This window comes from Rhodococcus jostii NBRC 16295, from assembly GCF_001894825.1.
Classification (GTDB): Bacteria; Actinomycetota; Actinomycetes; order Mycobacteriales; family Mycobacteriaceae; genus Rhodococcus_F; species Rhodococcus_F jostii.
In genome coordinates this window covers 1-15,025 of sequence record NZ_BCWY01000001.1, presented here as the reverse complement: position 1 = coordinate 15,025, position 15,025 = coordinate 1, and the positions used below count along the sequence as shown (strand labels likewise).

The following is a 15,025-nucleotide window of genomic DNA, read 5'->3' as shown; positions in this document are numbered from 1 at the left end:
AGGATGTCAGGGTCTTGGTGCGAGCATGGTTCCATCGTTCGGCGCCGATCGTGTACGTGGACCGGACCCCGGATCGGCCTAACCCAGACAAGGACCTCCATGCGCGAAACACCAGAAGAGCTCACAGAACTCCAGGCCCTCCTCGACACCTCCCTGTCGGGCTCCACCTCACACCTGCGTTCGATCATCAACACCGAGAGCACACTGACCGCGGAGCAGCTCACCCAGGTCATCACCGGCATGTGCACCCTCGCCCTGTCCACCGTCACAGCCAAAGGTGAACCGCGGATCAGCGGTGTGGACGGGCATTTCCTGCACGGAAAGTGGCACTTCGGCACGGCACGCGGCGCCGCCAAGGACCGCCACCTCACCGCCCGGCCCGCCGTCAGCGCCGCGCACATGCGCGGTGAGGACCTGGGCGTGTTCACGCACGGCACGGTGGAGATCCTCAACCCCCGGGACGGCGAGCCGGCCGCAGACTGGCCAGATCTGCTCGCCTACTTCAGAACCTTTTACGGCGAAGACTTCTTCGACTGGGACAACGAGGTGGTCTACTACCGGCTGCATCCACACTGGATCACCGTTTACGCCGCCGACACCGCAAAGCTCGCTGCGGAGTCCCGGTCCTGATCCCCAATTGGCACCGGGCAGCTATCGGTGTCACACAGCTTGGTGCCTCAGCAAGGGCCGATTCTGGAGCGCGATCGGTACCGATCCGGGTTGGGAGAACTGGCGAATTCGAGCTCCTCAAATCCACCAAACATGCTCGAGTAACACGTCCAAGCGGACGTTAGTGTCTCGCACTCAACGATACGTTTAAACGACCTATACCGCCTGTCCAGTTCGTCTGGTTTGATGCGCAGGTGACGACACCGACACCGCCTGGCTGGTACCCGGATCCTCAGAATCCTGTGATCGTCAGGTACTGGGACGGCGCGAAATGGACAGCGAACACGCATCCGAGCTCGCTCGCCGCACAGCACGCGGTTCCGCAGGCACCCAAAAGGAAGTACACGTGGCTCTGGTACGCGGGAGTGGCACTGATTCTTGTGGTCGCAGCACTCGTGGGAACCGGATTCTTCGATTCATCCGACTCCTCTTCGAAGCTGGCCGCCAACTACCCCACTCTAGATTCCTCAAATGACCCGACTCTGTTCAAACCCTCCTCTTACGAGGAGATCAACGAACGCGACTTCGCCATCATCTTGAAGAACCCATGGGACCATGTCGGACGCAGAGTGGTCCTTCATGGAACTGTGTGGCAGTTCGACACCGCCACCGGCGGTGACCATTTCCTTGCAGAAGTCGGTACCTCGCCGACCGGGCTGATGAACAACGAACGGGCGTTCATGGTCGGCAAAGCGTCTTTGTTGGCGCCTTTCATCGAGGGCGACGAGGTGACCATGCATGTTGTGGTCGATGGACAAATGACCTACACGTCAACGGAGGATGAGGAGATCACTGTCCCGCAGTTTCAAGTAGCGATGATCGAACTCACGAAGTGACGTATGCGCGATGAACTCTCGCGCGCCGCAAAGGTTTCAGGCCGCTTTGCGGTACCCGCCGATCCATTCAAATGACCTATACCGCACGGCCAGTTCGTCTGGTTTGATGCGGACGTGACGACACCGACACCCTCAGCAGGCTGGCATCCCGACCCGGAGGGTCGACCTCAGCTTCGCTGGTGGGATGGCAAGCAGTGGACATCTGCTACGAAGGCGATTCCAAACCGCCCAGCCCCGGGCGGTGGGCCGACGACCCCAACTGTCGACCCCGCGGCGCGTAAGCGCGGCAACACGATTGCCGCAGGCGTGATCGGCGTGATCGTCCTCGCCTTCGTCGCGTTCGGCATTTTCGGCGGCGACTCGGAAGACGACACGGCAAGCGCGGCCGAGGTGACCACCACGGAGGCACCGGCTGCCGCGGTGACAACCACGAAGTCCGCGGCCGAGGTGTCTGCGTCGCAGGCCGCCTCGTCATCCCGTACGGCCGCAGCCGCAGCCGCGGCCGCTGCAGAGGCGGAGAAGAGGCGTCAGGCAGAGGCGGCGCGGCTTGACCCGAACACCTACGAAACTCTCGGCGAGCGCGATTTCGCACTCCTCACCAAGAACCCCGACAGCTTTGTTGGCCGGAAGATCACCGTGTACGGCATCGTGATGCAGGCCGACGCCGCGACCGGCAACAAGCAGTTCCTTGCGCGGACCGCCGCGGAGCCCATGGGCGCGTCGTACAACTACGACCAAACCACCCTGATCACTACGCAAGACCCGAGCATTATCGCGAACATCGTCGAGGACGACTTTGTGACCATGCACGTCGAGGTGTCGGGTTCGTACACCTACGACACCAAGATCGGTGGCAGCAACACCGTTCCGGAATTCAAGGTCAACATCATCAACGTCACCGGTTAGACGCGACAGGAGCCCTCCCGCTGCCTGCGACAGGAACGCCCCCACCCGCAACCTGGGTGGGGGCGTTCCTGCGCGTCATGCTTCGCGCGGACTGGCCTCCCACTTTCAGGGAGAAGTTCGGCTCAACACTCGGGTGTACCGTGCGGAGCGACCTCGAACACCGGGTGGCGGTCGGTCTCGGCCTCGAATTCCTCCGTGGGGCGTTCTTGTCGGACGTCAAACGGTGCAGAAACGTGCGGGTCGCTGCTCCCAACCGCGACGAGTATCGGAATCCGCGAGCAACTCGCGGATTCCACACGTAATTCGTGGAATCCATCAGTTATGAGCAAAATCGTGGGGTAGCTCGAAAAGCTGCGGGCTACGTCATGACCAGCTGAAATCGCCCGATGCCTCGGGCTGCGGCCCCGAATGAACCTGCGCACACTCCGGCACCGGCCCAGTCCTTCCGTTAGGGGACCTGCCGTCTCTGCAGGTCAAAACCCCATTCTGCCGGATCGGTCGCCGGTCGGACGAATCGCCGTCACCCCGCCGGCCGGGTATCGGCGGCCCGTACCCTTGCCCCATGTCCGCTGATCCAGGCAGCATCCGCGCCGACGGCCACCAGGCGCAGGCGCTGCCGAACCTGGCCGTACAGGATGCATCGGCGGATCCCCCCATCATCACAGCGGCGGCGCGCACCGGAACGGACATCGAGCTGCAGATTCACACGTCCATTGCACCGTTCGACGTTGCGGCCACGCAGTGGTTCCCCGCGGCGGCCGGATACGCCGTCACGATCCTCGTGCACACCGTCGACGCGCAGACGGGCGCGCCGCGGTATCTGCCGCCCGCGGAGCCCGCCGAGTGGGCGCGGGCGATCTTCTCGACCGTCGACTCCGCGCACGGGTACTTCCTCGGCGCCGTCGACCCAGGCACCGGCGTCCATCGACGCGGGCAGCTCGCATACCGCCTCTACCTCGACACCGACCGCCGGGCGATTCCCGTACCTCGGCAGGTGGTCACCTGCCCGCATTACCAACTATCGGCCATCGACGGCAGAGCCGAGATCACCATTCCCACGACGGCCTGACCCGGCAGGCCGGCCGGAAGCTGGACCACGGTCTGCGGGCGCCGCTTCCTCCGGTGTCCGATCTGCACGCCCTCCGAAGGGTGCGACCTTGAAGTCACGTCCACGCTGCTCACTCATACGGTTCCTCCATCCGCCTCGATCCGTCTCGATCCGATCCCCTGCCAAAGACACCTGGTCGCCGCTGCCCCGCACGCGAGGACGACGCCCTGGGGCGGAATCGAGACGGTTGATCCACCCGGGGAGGGACGCGGCACGTGGATACACTTGTGCCACAATCTTATTGCCACCACGACCAACGGCGACGACTTCCCCGCCCCCACCACCGGGGTGACGCCGTGTGCGGGCGCCGCGGCGGCGGCCGTGTGGTGGTCGTGGGTGACGTGGTCGGCAAGTGTCCAGTCCAGCCATTCCCAGCCCGACCGGTGGCGGAGGTCGACGACGCCGTGGCGGTGACCGGCGATCAGGAACGGGGTGTCCCACAGCAGCAGATCGGTGTTCGGCAGACGCATCTCGATGCCGTCGTGACGGCGGAACAGTGTGGTGGTGGGGCCGACCGAGAGCGGGATGCCGCCGTGCTGGCCGCCGCCCTTCGGGCCGATGCCGGGACGGGAGAACACCAGACTCACCTCCATGACCAGGGCGGCGCCGGGGGTCGGAGGTGTCAGGGTCGGGTCGGTGTAGCGGTAGGTCGGGCGAATCAGCGCAGGCATGTCAGGTCCTTTGGTCGGTAGCAGGAAGTGGGCGCGCGAGATCGGCGGCCGTCGAGGGCATCTCGCCGAGCCGGGTGCGCGGTGTGGTGGTTGGTGACGTGGGTCAGGCGGCGGGGTCGAGGGGTTCGATCTTGGCGCGGGTGACGACGGTCTGGTCCTGGTCGCGGAACGTGTCGTGGTCGTTGACGGTGGCGCGCAGGATCCGCACGCGCTGGCAGGGCTCGTAGTCGCGCACACCGGTGGCGAACCACTTGATCAGCTGGTTTCCGTCGGTGCGGAGCACGAGGAGGGTCTTCGCGCCGTAGCGGCCGTCGATGATGCGGGAGACGATCACGGTGGCGTCGAGGTCGGTGACCTTGGCACCGGTTGGGGCGATGAAACCGGGGACGAGGGTGGCGCGTTCGGCTCGCAGCTGCTGCTGGCGGGCGTTGACCGCGACCAGTGAGGCGGCGATACCCACCGACTTCGCGGACACGTACTCCCCGGCGAGCAGGGTGCGCAGGTTCATCCCGTAATCACTGGCCGCATCGATGGTCTCGGCGGAGGCCAGGACGGCATCGATCAGCTCGGGCTGCTCGACCCGGATTCGCCGCGCCTCCGCCGGGCGGCTACAAGTGCCCGCCGCACCTCGACCATCGCCCAGCATGGGGTGCGTGGACCCGGGCTTCGATGCTGTCCACGTTCGCCGCCGCGGTGGTCTGGACGGTTCCCCGTGCAAGTTCATAGGGCATGAGATCGAGCAGGGCACCTTCCTGGTAGGCGTAGGCGGCGACATCTAGACCAGCGATCGGGGTGGCCAGACGCAGTTGCTGCATGCCGCCCCAGTTGAGCGGTCCGGAGGACAGTGCGTGATCGAGCGTGCTGCGCATGCTGGGGGAAATGAAGCGACCGTGTAGGTCCCGGTGGGTTCGGCCCCGATCTGCAACTGACAGCCAACCCCACCCACGTTGGGCTGCGTAGAGCCGGCCTGCGGATGCCTTGATGCGATTTGCCGTGAGCGCGATTTGCCACAGCGGTTTCACCTCGATGAGAAGAACCCGACCGTCGGTGAGGGTGAGGAGTAGATCGGGGTGGTACGCGCATACTTTTCCGTTGAGGCGGTATGGAATCGCGCACGGTTGCTCTTGGTACGTCGACACGCAGGTACTGAGCTCAGCGACACAGAAGGCGTCCTTTTCGAGCTGCGATTCGAAATACACATCAACTCCGCGCTTGTGCGAATAAAAGGAGCCGTGGACGCCGAGGGCGCCTTGGTCGGGCCTCCGACGCATGCTCGTTCCAGGTTCCTCAGGTGTGCCGAGCCCGCTGGGCGGCCACACGGCATCGCGAACCCACCCCTCGACGATCCGGTCGCTGACGTCGATCTGTGCCAGCGCCTTTGCCTGCTGACGCTGATGAGCGGCGCTGGCTTCTCGCAGTTCGCGTCCAAGGGCGGCAAGCTGTCCGGCCCGCTTCGAGGGGAATCCTCCTAGCCTGGCTAGGACGTTGAGCAGCCAAACTCTGTTGCACCGAAAGGTGTCGTCGATGGCGTCGAGCAGCCGAAGCGCGAGTACCCCGTCTGAGACGTCGCTGCCGAGTTGGTCGAACACCGCGGTGAGTGAGGCGATCGTCGACGACGACTCGCGGAAATAGCGAGAGGTGAGCCTCGTGACTGCAGTGTTCTGGAGCTGGCGTACGCGTTCGCGTGAGAGGCAAAGGACGTCTGCGATCGAATCAAGGGTCGTTGGCTCCTCATCCAACACCCCGATCCGCCGCTGCATGATAAATCGCAGGCGAGGGTCGCTCAGAGACGAGATCGCCTCGGTGACGACCGCGCCGAGGTCGATGTCGAGCGAGACGCTGTCACGGTTAGCTGCCCAGGTGTCAAGATCTTCGGCGACGCTCGTGGACGTATCGGGATTCGCCTCCCCTCTCTGCGTTACCGCAGCCGGCACTGCTGGTTCGACGAACCGGCGATCGGCGGGCAGCGCCACTCCCGTTTGCTCGGATTGGGCATTCGCACGCCCCCGGACGCGAGCATCGGTATAACGGGACCACCAATCGCAGTCGGCGGGCGATGACCGCACTGTTTCAGCGAACACTCGCCATGAGCCACTCCGCGAGACCGGTCGAAGCTGTTCCGGCAGAAGCCGAAACAGCGTCGCCTGGATGGCGTTGTCCGTACGCCCATGAATACGCGCGAGCTCGGACGGTACGACACCCGCACGAACACGTTCGACGAGTTCGTGGATCTCCTCAGTCGACCACCGCTCCCCGTGCCTGCTGTCCATCACCGCTCACCCCTCTTGCCGGCTACGTTCTACGCGACCAGACTCTAGGCGCCAGGTACGACCAAGGTCCCCGGCGCCACGGACCGTCGCTTCGAAAGCGGCTCAGCGTTCGCCGGGCGTCTCCAGGCAGACGGTGTCCGACATGGCCGCCGACGGGCGGCTCATCGGGCTCAAGGACGGGCGGGGGTGGCGGTTCCCGACCTGGCAGTTCACCCCCGACCGGGCCGACCCGGTCCTGCCTGACCTCGACCGCCTCAGCCAGGCGTTTCCCGGCGGTGAAGTCAGCCTCTCGCGGTGGATGACCCGCCCCAACATCACCTTCGCCGGACGTACCCCCGCCCAGGAAATGGCCCGCGACAGCGCCCACGTCATCACCGTCGCGACCGGACTGACCGCCGCCGGATGGTAAAGCCCCTCCCCGCCCCGCAACGGCCCCTGCCCTCGGCGGATCACCGCTGGACCTGGACACCCACCACTACCACCCCAAACTCGTGGTTTCGGATCTACCACCGGGATCGGTTCACCCCGAACGGGATCACCTTCCGTCGATTCGGGCCGCTGGCCCGCTTCGACCACCACACCCCCACCCCACCAGCAATGGACCCGGACCGGCGCACGGCGGAAGTATCTCGCCGTCGACCTCGCCACCAGCGCCTGCGAAGTATTCGGTGAGGCCGGAGTCGCCGCCCTATGCCCGCACTGGCGGATCACCCAGGTCCAACCCGTCCGCGACATCGTCACCTACGACCTCACCACCCCCTGCGCGGCGCTGGCGATCGGAGCGCTCCCCGCCCTCGCCGCCGGCAACGAACACCGCGGCCTCACCCAACAATGGGACCAAGCGATCTACGAAGACCAACCGGCCGCAACAAAAGTCGACGGCATCCGCTACCGCACCGCCTACAACGACGACCACGCCCTCGCGCTCTGGGACTGCGACAACGCGATCACCACCGCACAGGACCGGACCGGGGCGCCCTTGGATCTACCGCTGACGCACCCACCATCCACCCCCGACTCCTCGACGCCCTCGCCCCACCACATGACCGTCACCCACACCGACGAATCCCACTGCCCCAACTGCCAACGCGCAGCCGCGCCCTAACGGGCGACGACGCCACCGGCAGCACCGCCACAATGGCGCACGCAGGTCGACGGGTTCGGTGATTTCCGTGACCGCGGCGACGACGCCGCGAGATCGAGGTCGTCACGATGCCCTCGTCGGGCGACATCGTGCCCCTAGGTGCAGATCTCGACCACACCCAGGTCCGAGGAGCTGCTCCTTGATTTGTGCGGCTTCGAATACAAGACCCACAAGAAATTTTCCGGCGACGATGTCGAGAACCCGCAACCAGCTCCGTCCCTGCACTGAACGCGACCACAATGGGCCGCGCCACCACCGAGGAGAAACCATGGCCAAGTACCTGCTGCTCAAGCACTACCGCGGCGCCCCGACCCCGGTCAACGACATCCCCATGGACCAGTGGACGCCGGAGGAGATCTCCGCCCACATCCAGTACATGCAGGACTTCGCCGACCGACTCGAACGCAGCCTCGAGTTCGTCGACGGGCACGCGCTCTCCTCCAGCGGACTGTTCGTCCGCTACGACGGCGAACGCCGCCCACCGGTCACCGACGGCCCCTTCCCCGAAACCAAGGACCTCATCGCCGGCTGGATGATCATCGACGTCCACACCCACCAGCGGGCCCTCGAACTGGCCGGCGAACTGTCGGCCGCCCCCGGAGCCGGCGGGAAACCCATCCACGAATGGCTCGAGGTACGACCGTTCCTGACCGAACCGCCCACCATCACCGAGTGACTCGACGAACGAGGCCCTCTCCCACTGCCTCACCCCGAGCGTGCTCGCCGACCCTCGGCCGGCGCGGAGACGACCTCGCGGGCGGTCCAGGACGCGATGAGTCAGGCGCGGTCACCCGGTCCCGGCGCCGGCGGCCGGGCCCGGGTCAGCACCCGAGCCAGCGCCACCGTTGCAGTCAGGACGGCGGCCACCACCGTGACGACGCACACGAATGTCGCAGGGACGGTGGAATACCCGAACAGCCCAGCCGCGCCCACACCCGCAGCAGTGGCCGTCGGCGCACCGACCGGCAGCTACACCGCCAGCATCGGCACGGTTCCCGCGCGCCGATCATCGCCCGCCGCGGCCAATACCCACCACACACCCAGCAGTGCGCACCCGTACGCCAGTACCGCGCTGCCGGCGTAGAGAACCAGCACCACAGCCCATTCCACCGCGTTGCCCACGGTGGCCGTGAAGACGGCATACAGCAACACCAGCATCGGCAACAACCCCACGGTGATACCAGCCAGGGCCGCGGCGACGGTCCGGCCGAGCAGGAAGGTGCGCCGACGACGGCGTTCGTCCGCGCTCGCCGCGTCCTGCACCATCCGCCACCCGGACAGCCACAGCACCACCCCGCAGCCGACCCCGGCCACCGTGGCACCGCCGAGGAAGGCCATCACCCGCATCCATGGATCAGTCAGCGCCGGCTGGAACGACGTCGCCACCATGTACGGCCGCGACGTAAACGCGGCGAACACCACCGCCGCCACCAGCCCGACGACCAAACCCACAACCCCGAAGATCCCGCTCTGTCTCCCCACCCGCACATCGTGTCACCGGTAGGTGCTCAGATACCGGCAACCGCGGCCACCGGCGGTTCCCCAACACATATGCGACCCTCCCGATCCACTCCGCGCGGGAATCGTCAAGTCAAGTGCGCCGAGATACCTTCCGCCATCCCCGGCACCGCTGCACGGACAACCACCCACCGCCGAGAATCATAATCCCCACAGGCTCATAGCCTTCGCGGCAGGACGGCCACGCTGTGCATCATGGCCATGTTGCAACTCACGCGACCGGCATCGCGGCCTGAGCATCATGGAATGCTCGCTCAATCTCCACCGAAATCCGGCCGCGGGAGGACACCTCATGACCCGCCCCGATCGCCCACTCACGAATCTCCCTCGGGGACTTCTTCGCCGGAGCCTTCGCCGCGACCGTTTTCTTCGCGGCCGCTTTCTCCGAAGTTGCCTTTGCCTCGACTGTCTTCTTCCCGGCCTTCTTTGTCGCGGCCGTCTTCGTCGCGGCCTTCTTCGTCGCGACTACCTCCTTGTCCGCCGGAGCCTTACTCGCCGCTACCCTCTTGACCGGAGCCGCCGCCGCGGCCGTCTTCTTGGCAGCAATCTTCTTCGCTGCCGTCTTCCTTACTGGCGCCGTTCTTGTCCGAACCTTCTTCGCCTGCGCGTCATGGAAGGCTTGCTCGACCTCAGCCGGAATCCTTCCGCGGGAGGACACCTCGCGGCCATCCGCGGAAGCCCAATCGCGAATCTCCTTGTTCGTCGTCTTCGCTGGAGCCTTCCTCACAACTGCCCTTTTCACCGGCTTCTTCACGGCCACCTTCTTCACGGCCGCCTTCGTCGCGACTGTCCTCTTGTCCGCCGGAGCCTTGCTCGCCGCTGTCCTCTTGACCGGAGCCGCCGCGGCCGTCTTCTTGGCGGCCGTCTTCTTGGCGGCTACCTTCTTCGCTGCCGTCTTCTTTACCGGTACCGTTGCCTGGATCTTCTGCGTCTGAGCGTCGTCGAAGGCTTGCTCGATCTCGGCCGGAATCCGGCCGCGGGAGGACACCTCCAATCCCTCCCCGATCGCCCACCCACGAATCTCCCTGGTCGTTTTCTTCGCTGGAGCCTTGCTCGCCGCCGCTCTCTTTGCGGGGGCCTTTTCCTCGATTACCTTTTTTGCGGGCCGCTTCTTCGCAGCCGCCGTCTCCGCAACGATCTTCTTCGCAGCCGTCTTCTTTACCGGCGCCGGTTTGACCTGAGACTTCTGCGCTTGAGCGTCATGGAATGCTTGCTCGATCTCGGCCGAAATCCGACCGCGGGAAGACACCTCCAGTCCCTCCCCGATCGCCCATTCACGAATCTCCTTGGTCGTCTTCTTCGCCGAACGTTCAGAACCCCTCGGTGATACCGCCATATTTTTCTCCCTACTCGTCAGGCAATCGTCGAACGCACACAGTAGCGGCATTTCGGTCCTCTCATCGCCAGCGGATCGGAACGGCAACCGATCACACGCGGGCCACACTGATTTCCGAGGACCTGCGCCGTCACCCTCTGGTCCAGCGACCGCACCGAGCACCATCTGTCGACGGTGCCGAGGACTGCAGGACTATTGTGGCCAACCCGGCCTGGCATTCCTGATTCATCGCGGGAAGAATGAATGCGAATATGGTTGCGCTGCAGTCTGGTTAGTCGAGTAGCAGTCAACGCGGCGGAACCCTCGGGCATGCACCGGTCTCGGGACGTCATGACGCGAAACGCAGCCCAGCACAGAATAAAGGTGGAAAGTGTTCGAGCCCGCCATCACGGCCGCGAGAGCCCGAGCGGAAGCAACACCTAACACCTCACCTTCCCAACGGACCTACGATCCCATTACGGGTTATGGACACTGCTTTATGGCAGTGGTGAGGTTGTTGAAGAACACCAAATCGACATCCGTCCGCACCATCAAATCGGCCCCGAATTGGAAGACGAACAGCTCGACCATTCCCTGCCGGGCGCCGATCACCTCCACCGTCGTCGCCATGCCGATCGGGCTGTTCGCTCCGCCAGTCGAATAGGTCATTTAGCGGGGGCCGGTTGCTGCCTCCACGATGGGGTATCGGAGGTCTGACATGACTTCGCCCCGGCGACGGCAGGTTCTGTGCCACCAGTTGGCGAAAGGAAAGGACTCCGCCCGCCTCCCGGGGGGCCGGCACACACCCGGCCAGCCCGAAACATCCGTGACCAATGCCCGGACTCTGTACGCATGGGAATCAGTTCGGATCCCAGGGCGACCGTTCGAGACTGTTGAGCTCATCGAGAACCTGGTCGACGGCGGTGGTCGGGATACGGAAGTCTTCACCCTCCGAAGCCCGGAGACGGTCGCGTACGTAGGCGAGCATGGCGAATTCACGCTCGACGTCTGCTGCGGTTCGGTCGCTCACGGTCTCATCCTGCGCTGAGTGGACGGTGATCCGAACGTGCCGCCCAACGGCGGGACGAAGGCTGGCGGTGTGGCGCGCGCGGCCAATACTCCCTTCAGGTGCCACACCGTCTCCGCTGGTAAACGGACGATTCAGCCGGTCCGGTCGTCGGCGGTGCGAGGCGCTGCCGTCTCTGGCCACCGTCGACATCTCAGCGGATCCACACCTCATCACAGTGGCGGCTCGTACCGGAACGGACATCGAGCTGCAGATTCACACGTCCATCGCACCGTTCGACGTCGCGGCAGAGCAGTGGTTCCCCGCCGTGGCCGGGTTCGCGGTCACGGTCCTCGCGCACACCCTCGACGCCGAGACGGGTCGGCCACGGTATCTGCCGCCCGCCGAGCCCGCCGAGCGGGCGCGCGCGATCTTCTCCACCGCCGGCGCCACGTACGGATACTTCCTCGGCGCCGTCGACCCGGACACCGGCGACCACCGACGCGGGGCAGCTCGCATACCGCCTCTACCTCGACACCGACCGTCAGGCGATTCCCGTGCCACGACAGGTGCTCACCTGCCCGCACTATCTACTCTCCGCCATCGACGGCAGGGACCAGATCACCATTCCCACGACCGCCTAACGATCACCCGCGCTGCGGCCCAGCCGAATCCGCCCTTGACCTGCCATGACGACACGTCCCCCAATACCCCTGCGCGCGCCACCAACCACGGCCGGCGATTACGACGGTGACGATGCGCACCTCACTGTCACAGCCTCCGGAGATCCCGGTTGCGCGTGAGTGTGAGCGCGGGTGCTGATCGTCCCGGTGAGGTCGATGACCGTGGCCGCGGGTGTCGCGGTAGGTGAACCGTTTCGTCGCCCGTTCTCGCTGTCCGGTGGGTGCGAGTTCTCGACCCGATTGCTCGAGTACTTCGAGCGGCGATGCTCGACCCGATGCGATCAGCTCGCGGCGGGCGACCTGGTAGCTGTCGGAGTTCGTCGGTGACGATCACCCGCATCGCATACTCCGCCCCAAGAGGTTGAAGTCGCAGCACACGATGCCCCCGAGCGCGTGACGCGCCACCGCACCCTCTAGTCTGGCGGGTCCGAACACCCAGAGTATGAGGAAAGATCAGTCATGCCTACCGACTACGACGCACCACGAGTCACCGAATCCGACGAGACGGACACTTCCCTCGAACAGCTGACCGCCAGCCGGAAAGACACCCAGTCCCCCGCCGTGGATGTCGAGGACGCCGACACTGCCGAATCCTTCGAACTGCCCGGCGCCGACCTCTCCGGTGAAGAATTCACCGTCCGCGTCATCCCCAAGCAGTCGGACGAATTCACCTGCACCAGTTGCTTTCTGGTCCACCATCATAGTCGCCTTGTCGAACATCAGCAGCTGATCTGCCGGGACTGCGCCTGAGAACGTCGTTCAATCGGAGTGCCTCGCATCTCAGGAATCCGGGCTTCCCAGATTCGGTCGTCATCGTCGTCGCTCAGACCCCCCACTTCGCCCGTGGGCTCGCGGCCGAGGCGTTGCGGATTACATCCTGGCGGGGGCGCGCGTGGCACGGACGGAAAGGTCAGGGCTCGGGTCGGTCGGCCGGAACCTGTGGGTAGACCACGACTCCGTTCTCCTTCACCCACGTCTCGTCGCCGCCGTCGACGTTCTCGACGAGCAGCTCGACCGTCGGGATCTCCGCGGCCAGTGGGTGATCGAACGCGGCCCGGGCATTCCGCGCGCACACCGTCTCCTCGGAGCTGCCGGTGAAGAGGGCGTCGATGACGAATCCCGGGGTGAACCGGCCACCGAACCCGTCACCGCCACGCAACGCTTCCTGCCGGCCCCGCCACCACCTAGTCAGAGCACGGGCCCGCGTGATGTGTTGGGGTGCTTCGACATCTAGCATCGTGAACTTCTCGTACTCGGCGTAGGCGAGATCGGTCAGCCGCGGGCCGAGGCCCGGCCAGCTGAACGTGCCCTCGAGGACCAGGTTCTCCCCGCGGGACAGACAGATCTCGGTGATGATGTCGAGGAGCTTCGTCGACTCAGTGTGCACGAGGGTGGCGAGTTCACGCGGCATCAGCCGGTGCCCGTCGGCGAGGTCGATGTTCAGCAGGTCGGTGTAGATGCCCTGTTCGATGGCGTCACGGAGCAGATGGTCCTTGATCGTGTCGGCGTCGAGCACCCGCCATCCCTGTCCGGCGAGGTGCCGGCGGTCGATACTCGACGACTTGCCCACCCCGGGTGGGCCGGCGGTCGCCAAAGCCAGGAACTGATGGCCGATCCCGACGTCGGTTTGCTCGGCCAGGTAGGCGTCGACGATCGCGTCCCGCGTGCGCCGGCGGGCGACCGGGTCGAACAGGTGGATGGAGGCGGAGGGGCCGTCCTTGTCGAGGATCCCGCCGGGCCGGCACCAGGCCTCGAGGTCGGCGGCGACAGCGGCGGGGTCAGAGTGCATTCGCCTGCGCACGCCGGTCGGCCGTGGCCGCGAGCAGTACCCGGTAGTCGTCGTCACCCAGCAGGTCGCGGGAGCGTTCGATCTGATCCCACGTCCCCCGCACATAGCTCTCCCCCAGCGGATCGTCCTCGGCGAGATGCCCGAAGGTGTAGTCCCAGGCAATCAGTTCGGCCATCATCCGGTCGTGGTCGATCCGCTTCGCGGCATGTTCGAGCAGCACCTCCCGCGGGCTGCGGTCGCGGGCCGCCGGGTTCAGCCGCAGCTTCTTCACGATCCGGCTGACCTCCGGTTGTGTGACGGCCAGGTTCTTCGCGATCACCCGCTGCGGCACCTGATTGTCCGTCGCGTGTGCCACCGCACGCAGCAACTTGATCTGCAGCAGTTCCTTCTCCGCCGGGATCGCCCGGAGATCGCGCTCCACATCCGTCAACGCCATCGCACACCACCTCCAACTGCACTTATACAAAATGGTATCACCGCCGTCGAGGACACACGGGTCGGCGGTTCCGAGGGCCGGATGTGGAAGTACCTACAGAGTGGCTGACCCTCCCCCGCAAGCGCGCTGATCTGCCGTGGACCGCGAGCACGGGTGTGACTCTCCTGACCTTTGACTTCAAGTACTTGAAGTTCTTAACGTCGATGAGGTGAGTGCACAACCCACCCGACACGTCTACACGATCAAGGACGCCGCCGCCCTGACCGGACTGCCGGCCAGCACACTGCGCTACTACGAGTCGGTCGGGGTGATCACACCGATCAGCCGCGGGGAAAGCAGTAAACACCGGGTCTACGACGAGGACGACCTGGGCCAGCTGGTGGCAATCGCATGCCTGGCCGCGACCGGGATGTCGGTCAACGACATGAAGGAGTACGTCGCCAACGGACAACTCGGCGCCGCGGCCGCCCCCGCACAAATCGAGTTGCTCACCGAACGCCGCCAGCAACTCGCACTCGAGGCCCAGCAGATCGCACTCCGTCAACGCTACGTCGACACCAAGATCGACTACTGGCGCGCGATCGACGCCGGCGACCAGCCCAGGGCCGCGCTCCTCGCGGCCGAGGCGAGCTCACTCGCTGACGAGCTCCACAACACCAAGTAGCGCTAACCCC

18 protein-coding genes and 1 pseudogene are annotated in these 15,025 nt (G+C 65.4%); 9 read left to right on the top strand and 10 right to left on the bottom strand.

Going from position 1 to position 15,025, the window contains the following annotated elements:
* Window positions 1-99: 99 nt before the first annotated feature.
* From RJ1_RS00100 to RJ1_RS00080, 4 genes are all read left to right on the top strand, one after another.
* The gene (locus RJ1_RS00100) at window positions 100-630 is read left to right on the top strand and encodes a pyridoxamine 5'-phosphate oxidase family protein (protein ID WP_073357883.1); all 531 of its coding nucleotides are present in this window, start codon (window positions 100-102) and stop codon (window positions 628-630) included.
* 233 nt (window positions 631-863) lie between these two features.
* The gene (locus tag RJ1_RS00095) at window positions 864-1,505 is read left to right on the top strand and encodes a DUF2510 domain-containing protein (RefSeq protein WP_240319563.1); all 642 of its coding nucleotides are present in this window, start codon (window positions 864-866) and stop codon (window positions 1,503-1,505) included.
* A 114-nt stretch (window positions 1,506-1,619) separates the two neighbouring features.
* A complete protein-coding gene (locus RJ1_RS00090; RefSeq protein ID WP_073357881.1) occupies window positions 1,620-2,411 on the top strand; it encodes a DUF2510 domain-containing protein in 792 nt (263 codons plus the stop codon).
* A gap of 562 nt (window positions 2,412-2,973) precedes the next feature.
* Window positions 2,974-3,480: an N-formylglutamate amidohydrolase gene (locus RJ1_RS00080; protein WP_073357879.1), complete on the top strand. Its 507-nt coding sequence runs from the start codon at window positions 2,974-2,976 to the stop codon at window positions 3,478-3,480.
* A 113-nt stretch (window positions 3,481-3,593) separates the two neighbouring features.
* On the opposite strand, the gene RJ1_RS00075 is transcribed toward RJ1_RS00080, so the two are convergent.
* The 3 genes from RJ1_RS00075 to RJ1_RS00065 all read right to left on the bottom strand — a co-directional run bounded on the left by RJ1_RS00075 (window position 3,594) and on the right by RJ1_RS00065 (window position 6,460).
* Complete coding sequence (locus RJ1_RS00075) at window positions 3,594-4,190, bottom strand: hypothetical protein (protein WP_240319562.1); 597 nt, start codon at window positions 4,188-4,190, stop codon at window positions 3,594-3,596.
* 103 nt (window positions 4,191-4,293) lie between these two features.
* Complete coding sequence (locus RJ1_RS00070; protein WP_240319561.1) at window positions 4,294-4,836, bottom strand: hypothetical protein; 543 nt, start codon at window positions 4,834-4,836, stop codon at window positions 4,294-4,296.
* On the bottom strand, window positions 4,799-6,460 hold the full coding sequence (locus RJ1_RS00065; protein WP_083400270.1) for a TnsA endonuclease N-terminal domain-containing protein: 1,662 nt from the start codon (window positions 6,458-6,460) through the stop codon (window positions 4,799-4,801). The genes RJ1_RS00070 and RJ1_RS00065 overlap by 38 nt, the downstream gene beginning before the upstream one ends.
* Before the next feature lie 142 nt (window positions 6,461-6,602).
* Between RJ1_RS00065 and RJ1_RS00060 the strand changes: the two genes are divergently transcribed.
* Both RJ1_RS00060 and RJ1_RS00050 read left to right on the top strand, forming a co-directional pair.
* Window positions 6,603-6,869, top strand: a complete 267-nt coding sequence (locus RJ1_RS00060; RefSeq protein ID WP_073357877.1) for an antitoxin Xre/MbcA/ParS toxin-binding domain-containing protein — start codon at window positions 6,603-6,605, stop codon at window positions 6,867-6,869.
* A 1,003-nt stretch (window positions 6,870-7,872) separates the two neighbouring features.
* On the top strand, window positions 7,873-8,280 hold the full coding sequence (locus RJ1_RS00050; RefSeq protein WP_073357876.1) for a YciI family protein: 408 nt from the start codon (window positions 7,873-7,875) through the stop codon (window positions 8,278-8,280).
* Between the two features lie 101 nt (window positions 8,281-8,381).
* Here RJ1_RS00050 and RJ1_RS46605 read toward each other — a convergent pair whose 3' ends face one another.
* The 5 genes from RJ1_RS46605 to RJ1_RS46600 form a co-directional block, all read right to left on the bottom strand.
* Window positions 8,382-8,537: a hypothetical protein gene (locus tag RJ1_RS46605; protein WP_162850241.1), complete on the bottom strand. Its 156-nt coding sequence runs from the start codon at window positions 8,535-8,537 to the stop codon at window positions 8,382-8,384.
* Between the two features lie 36 nt (window positions 8,538-8,573).
* A complete protein-coding gene (locus RJ1_RS00045) occupies window positions 8,574-9,086 on the bottom strand; it encodes a hypothetical protein (RefSeq protein ID WP_074872666.1) in 513 nt (170 codons plus the stop codon).
* 247 nt (window positions 9,087-9,333) lie between these two features.
* Complete coding sequence (locus tag RJ1_RS00040) at window positions 9,334-10,458, bottom strand: Lsr2 family DNA-binding protein (RefSeq protein WP_073358092.1); 1,125 nt, start codon at window positions 10,456-10,458, stop codon at window positions 9,334-9,336.
* A gap of 462 nt (window positions 10,459-10,920) precedes the next feature.
* Window positions 10,921-11,106 carry a hypothetical protein gene (locus RJ1_RS00035; protein WP_073357874.1) on the bottom strand — a complete coding sequence of 62 codons (186 nt, stop codon included), beginning with the start codon at window positions 11,104-11,106 and terminating at the stop codon, window positions 10,921-10,923.
* Between the two features lie 190 nt (window positions 11,107-11,296).
* The gene (locus RJ1_RS46600; RefSeq protein WP_162850240.1) at window positions 11,297-11,467 is read right to left on the bottom strand and encodes a hypothetical protein; all 171 of its coding nucleotides are present in this window, start codon (window positions 11,465-11,467) and stop codon (window positions 11,297-11,299) included.
* Window positions 11,468-11,582: 115 nt separating this feature from the next.
* On the opposite strand from RJ1_RS46600, the pseudogene RJ1_RS00030 reads away from it, so the two are divergent.
* Window positions 11,583-12,087, top strand: a pseudogene (locus RJ1_RS00030) (N-formylglutamate amidohydrolase).
* A 498-nt stretch (window positions 12,088-12,585) separates the two neighbouring features.
* On the top strand, window positions 12,586-12,876 hold the full coding sequence (locus RJ1_RS00020; protein WP_073357872.1) for a DUF4193 domain-containing protein: 291 nt from the start codon (window positions 12,586-12,588) through the stop codon (window positions 12,874-12,876).
* 160 nt (window positions 12,877-13,036) lie between these two features.
* Here RJ1_RS00020 and RJ1_RS00015 read toward each other — a convergent pair whose 3' ends face one another.
* Both RJ1_RS00015 and RJ1_RS00010 read right to left on the bottom strand, forming a co-directional pair.
* Complete coding sequence (locus RJ1_RS00015) at window positions 13,037-13,915, bottom strand: P-loop nucleotide/nucleoside kinase family protein (RefSeq protein ID WP_240319560.1); 879 nt, start codon at window positions 13,913-13,915, stop codon at window positions 13,037-13,039.
* On the bottom strand, window positions 13,905-14,351 hold the full coding sequence (locus RJ1_RS00010) for a hypothetical protein (RefSeq protein ID WP_073357871.1): 447 nt from the start codon (window positions 14,349-14,351) through the stop codon (window positions 13,905-13,907). The genes RJ1_RS00015 and RJ1_RS00010 overlap by 11 nt, the downstream gene beginning before the upstream one ends.
* 208 nt (window positions 14,352-14,559) lie before the next feature.
* Here RJ1_RS00010 and RJ1_RS00005 point away from each other — a divergent pair, with 208 nt between their 5' ends.
* Window positions 14,560-15,015, top strand: coding sequence for a MerR family transcriptional regulator (locus RJ1_RS00005; protein WP_073357870.1), 456 nt, complete (start codon window positions 14,560-14,562; stop codon window positions 15,013-15,015).
* Window positions 15,016-15,025 lie beyond the last annotated feature (10 nt).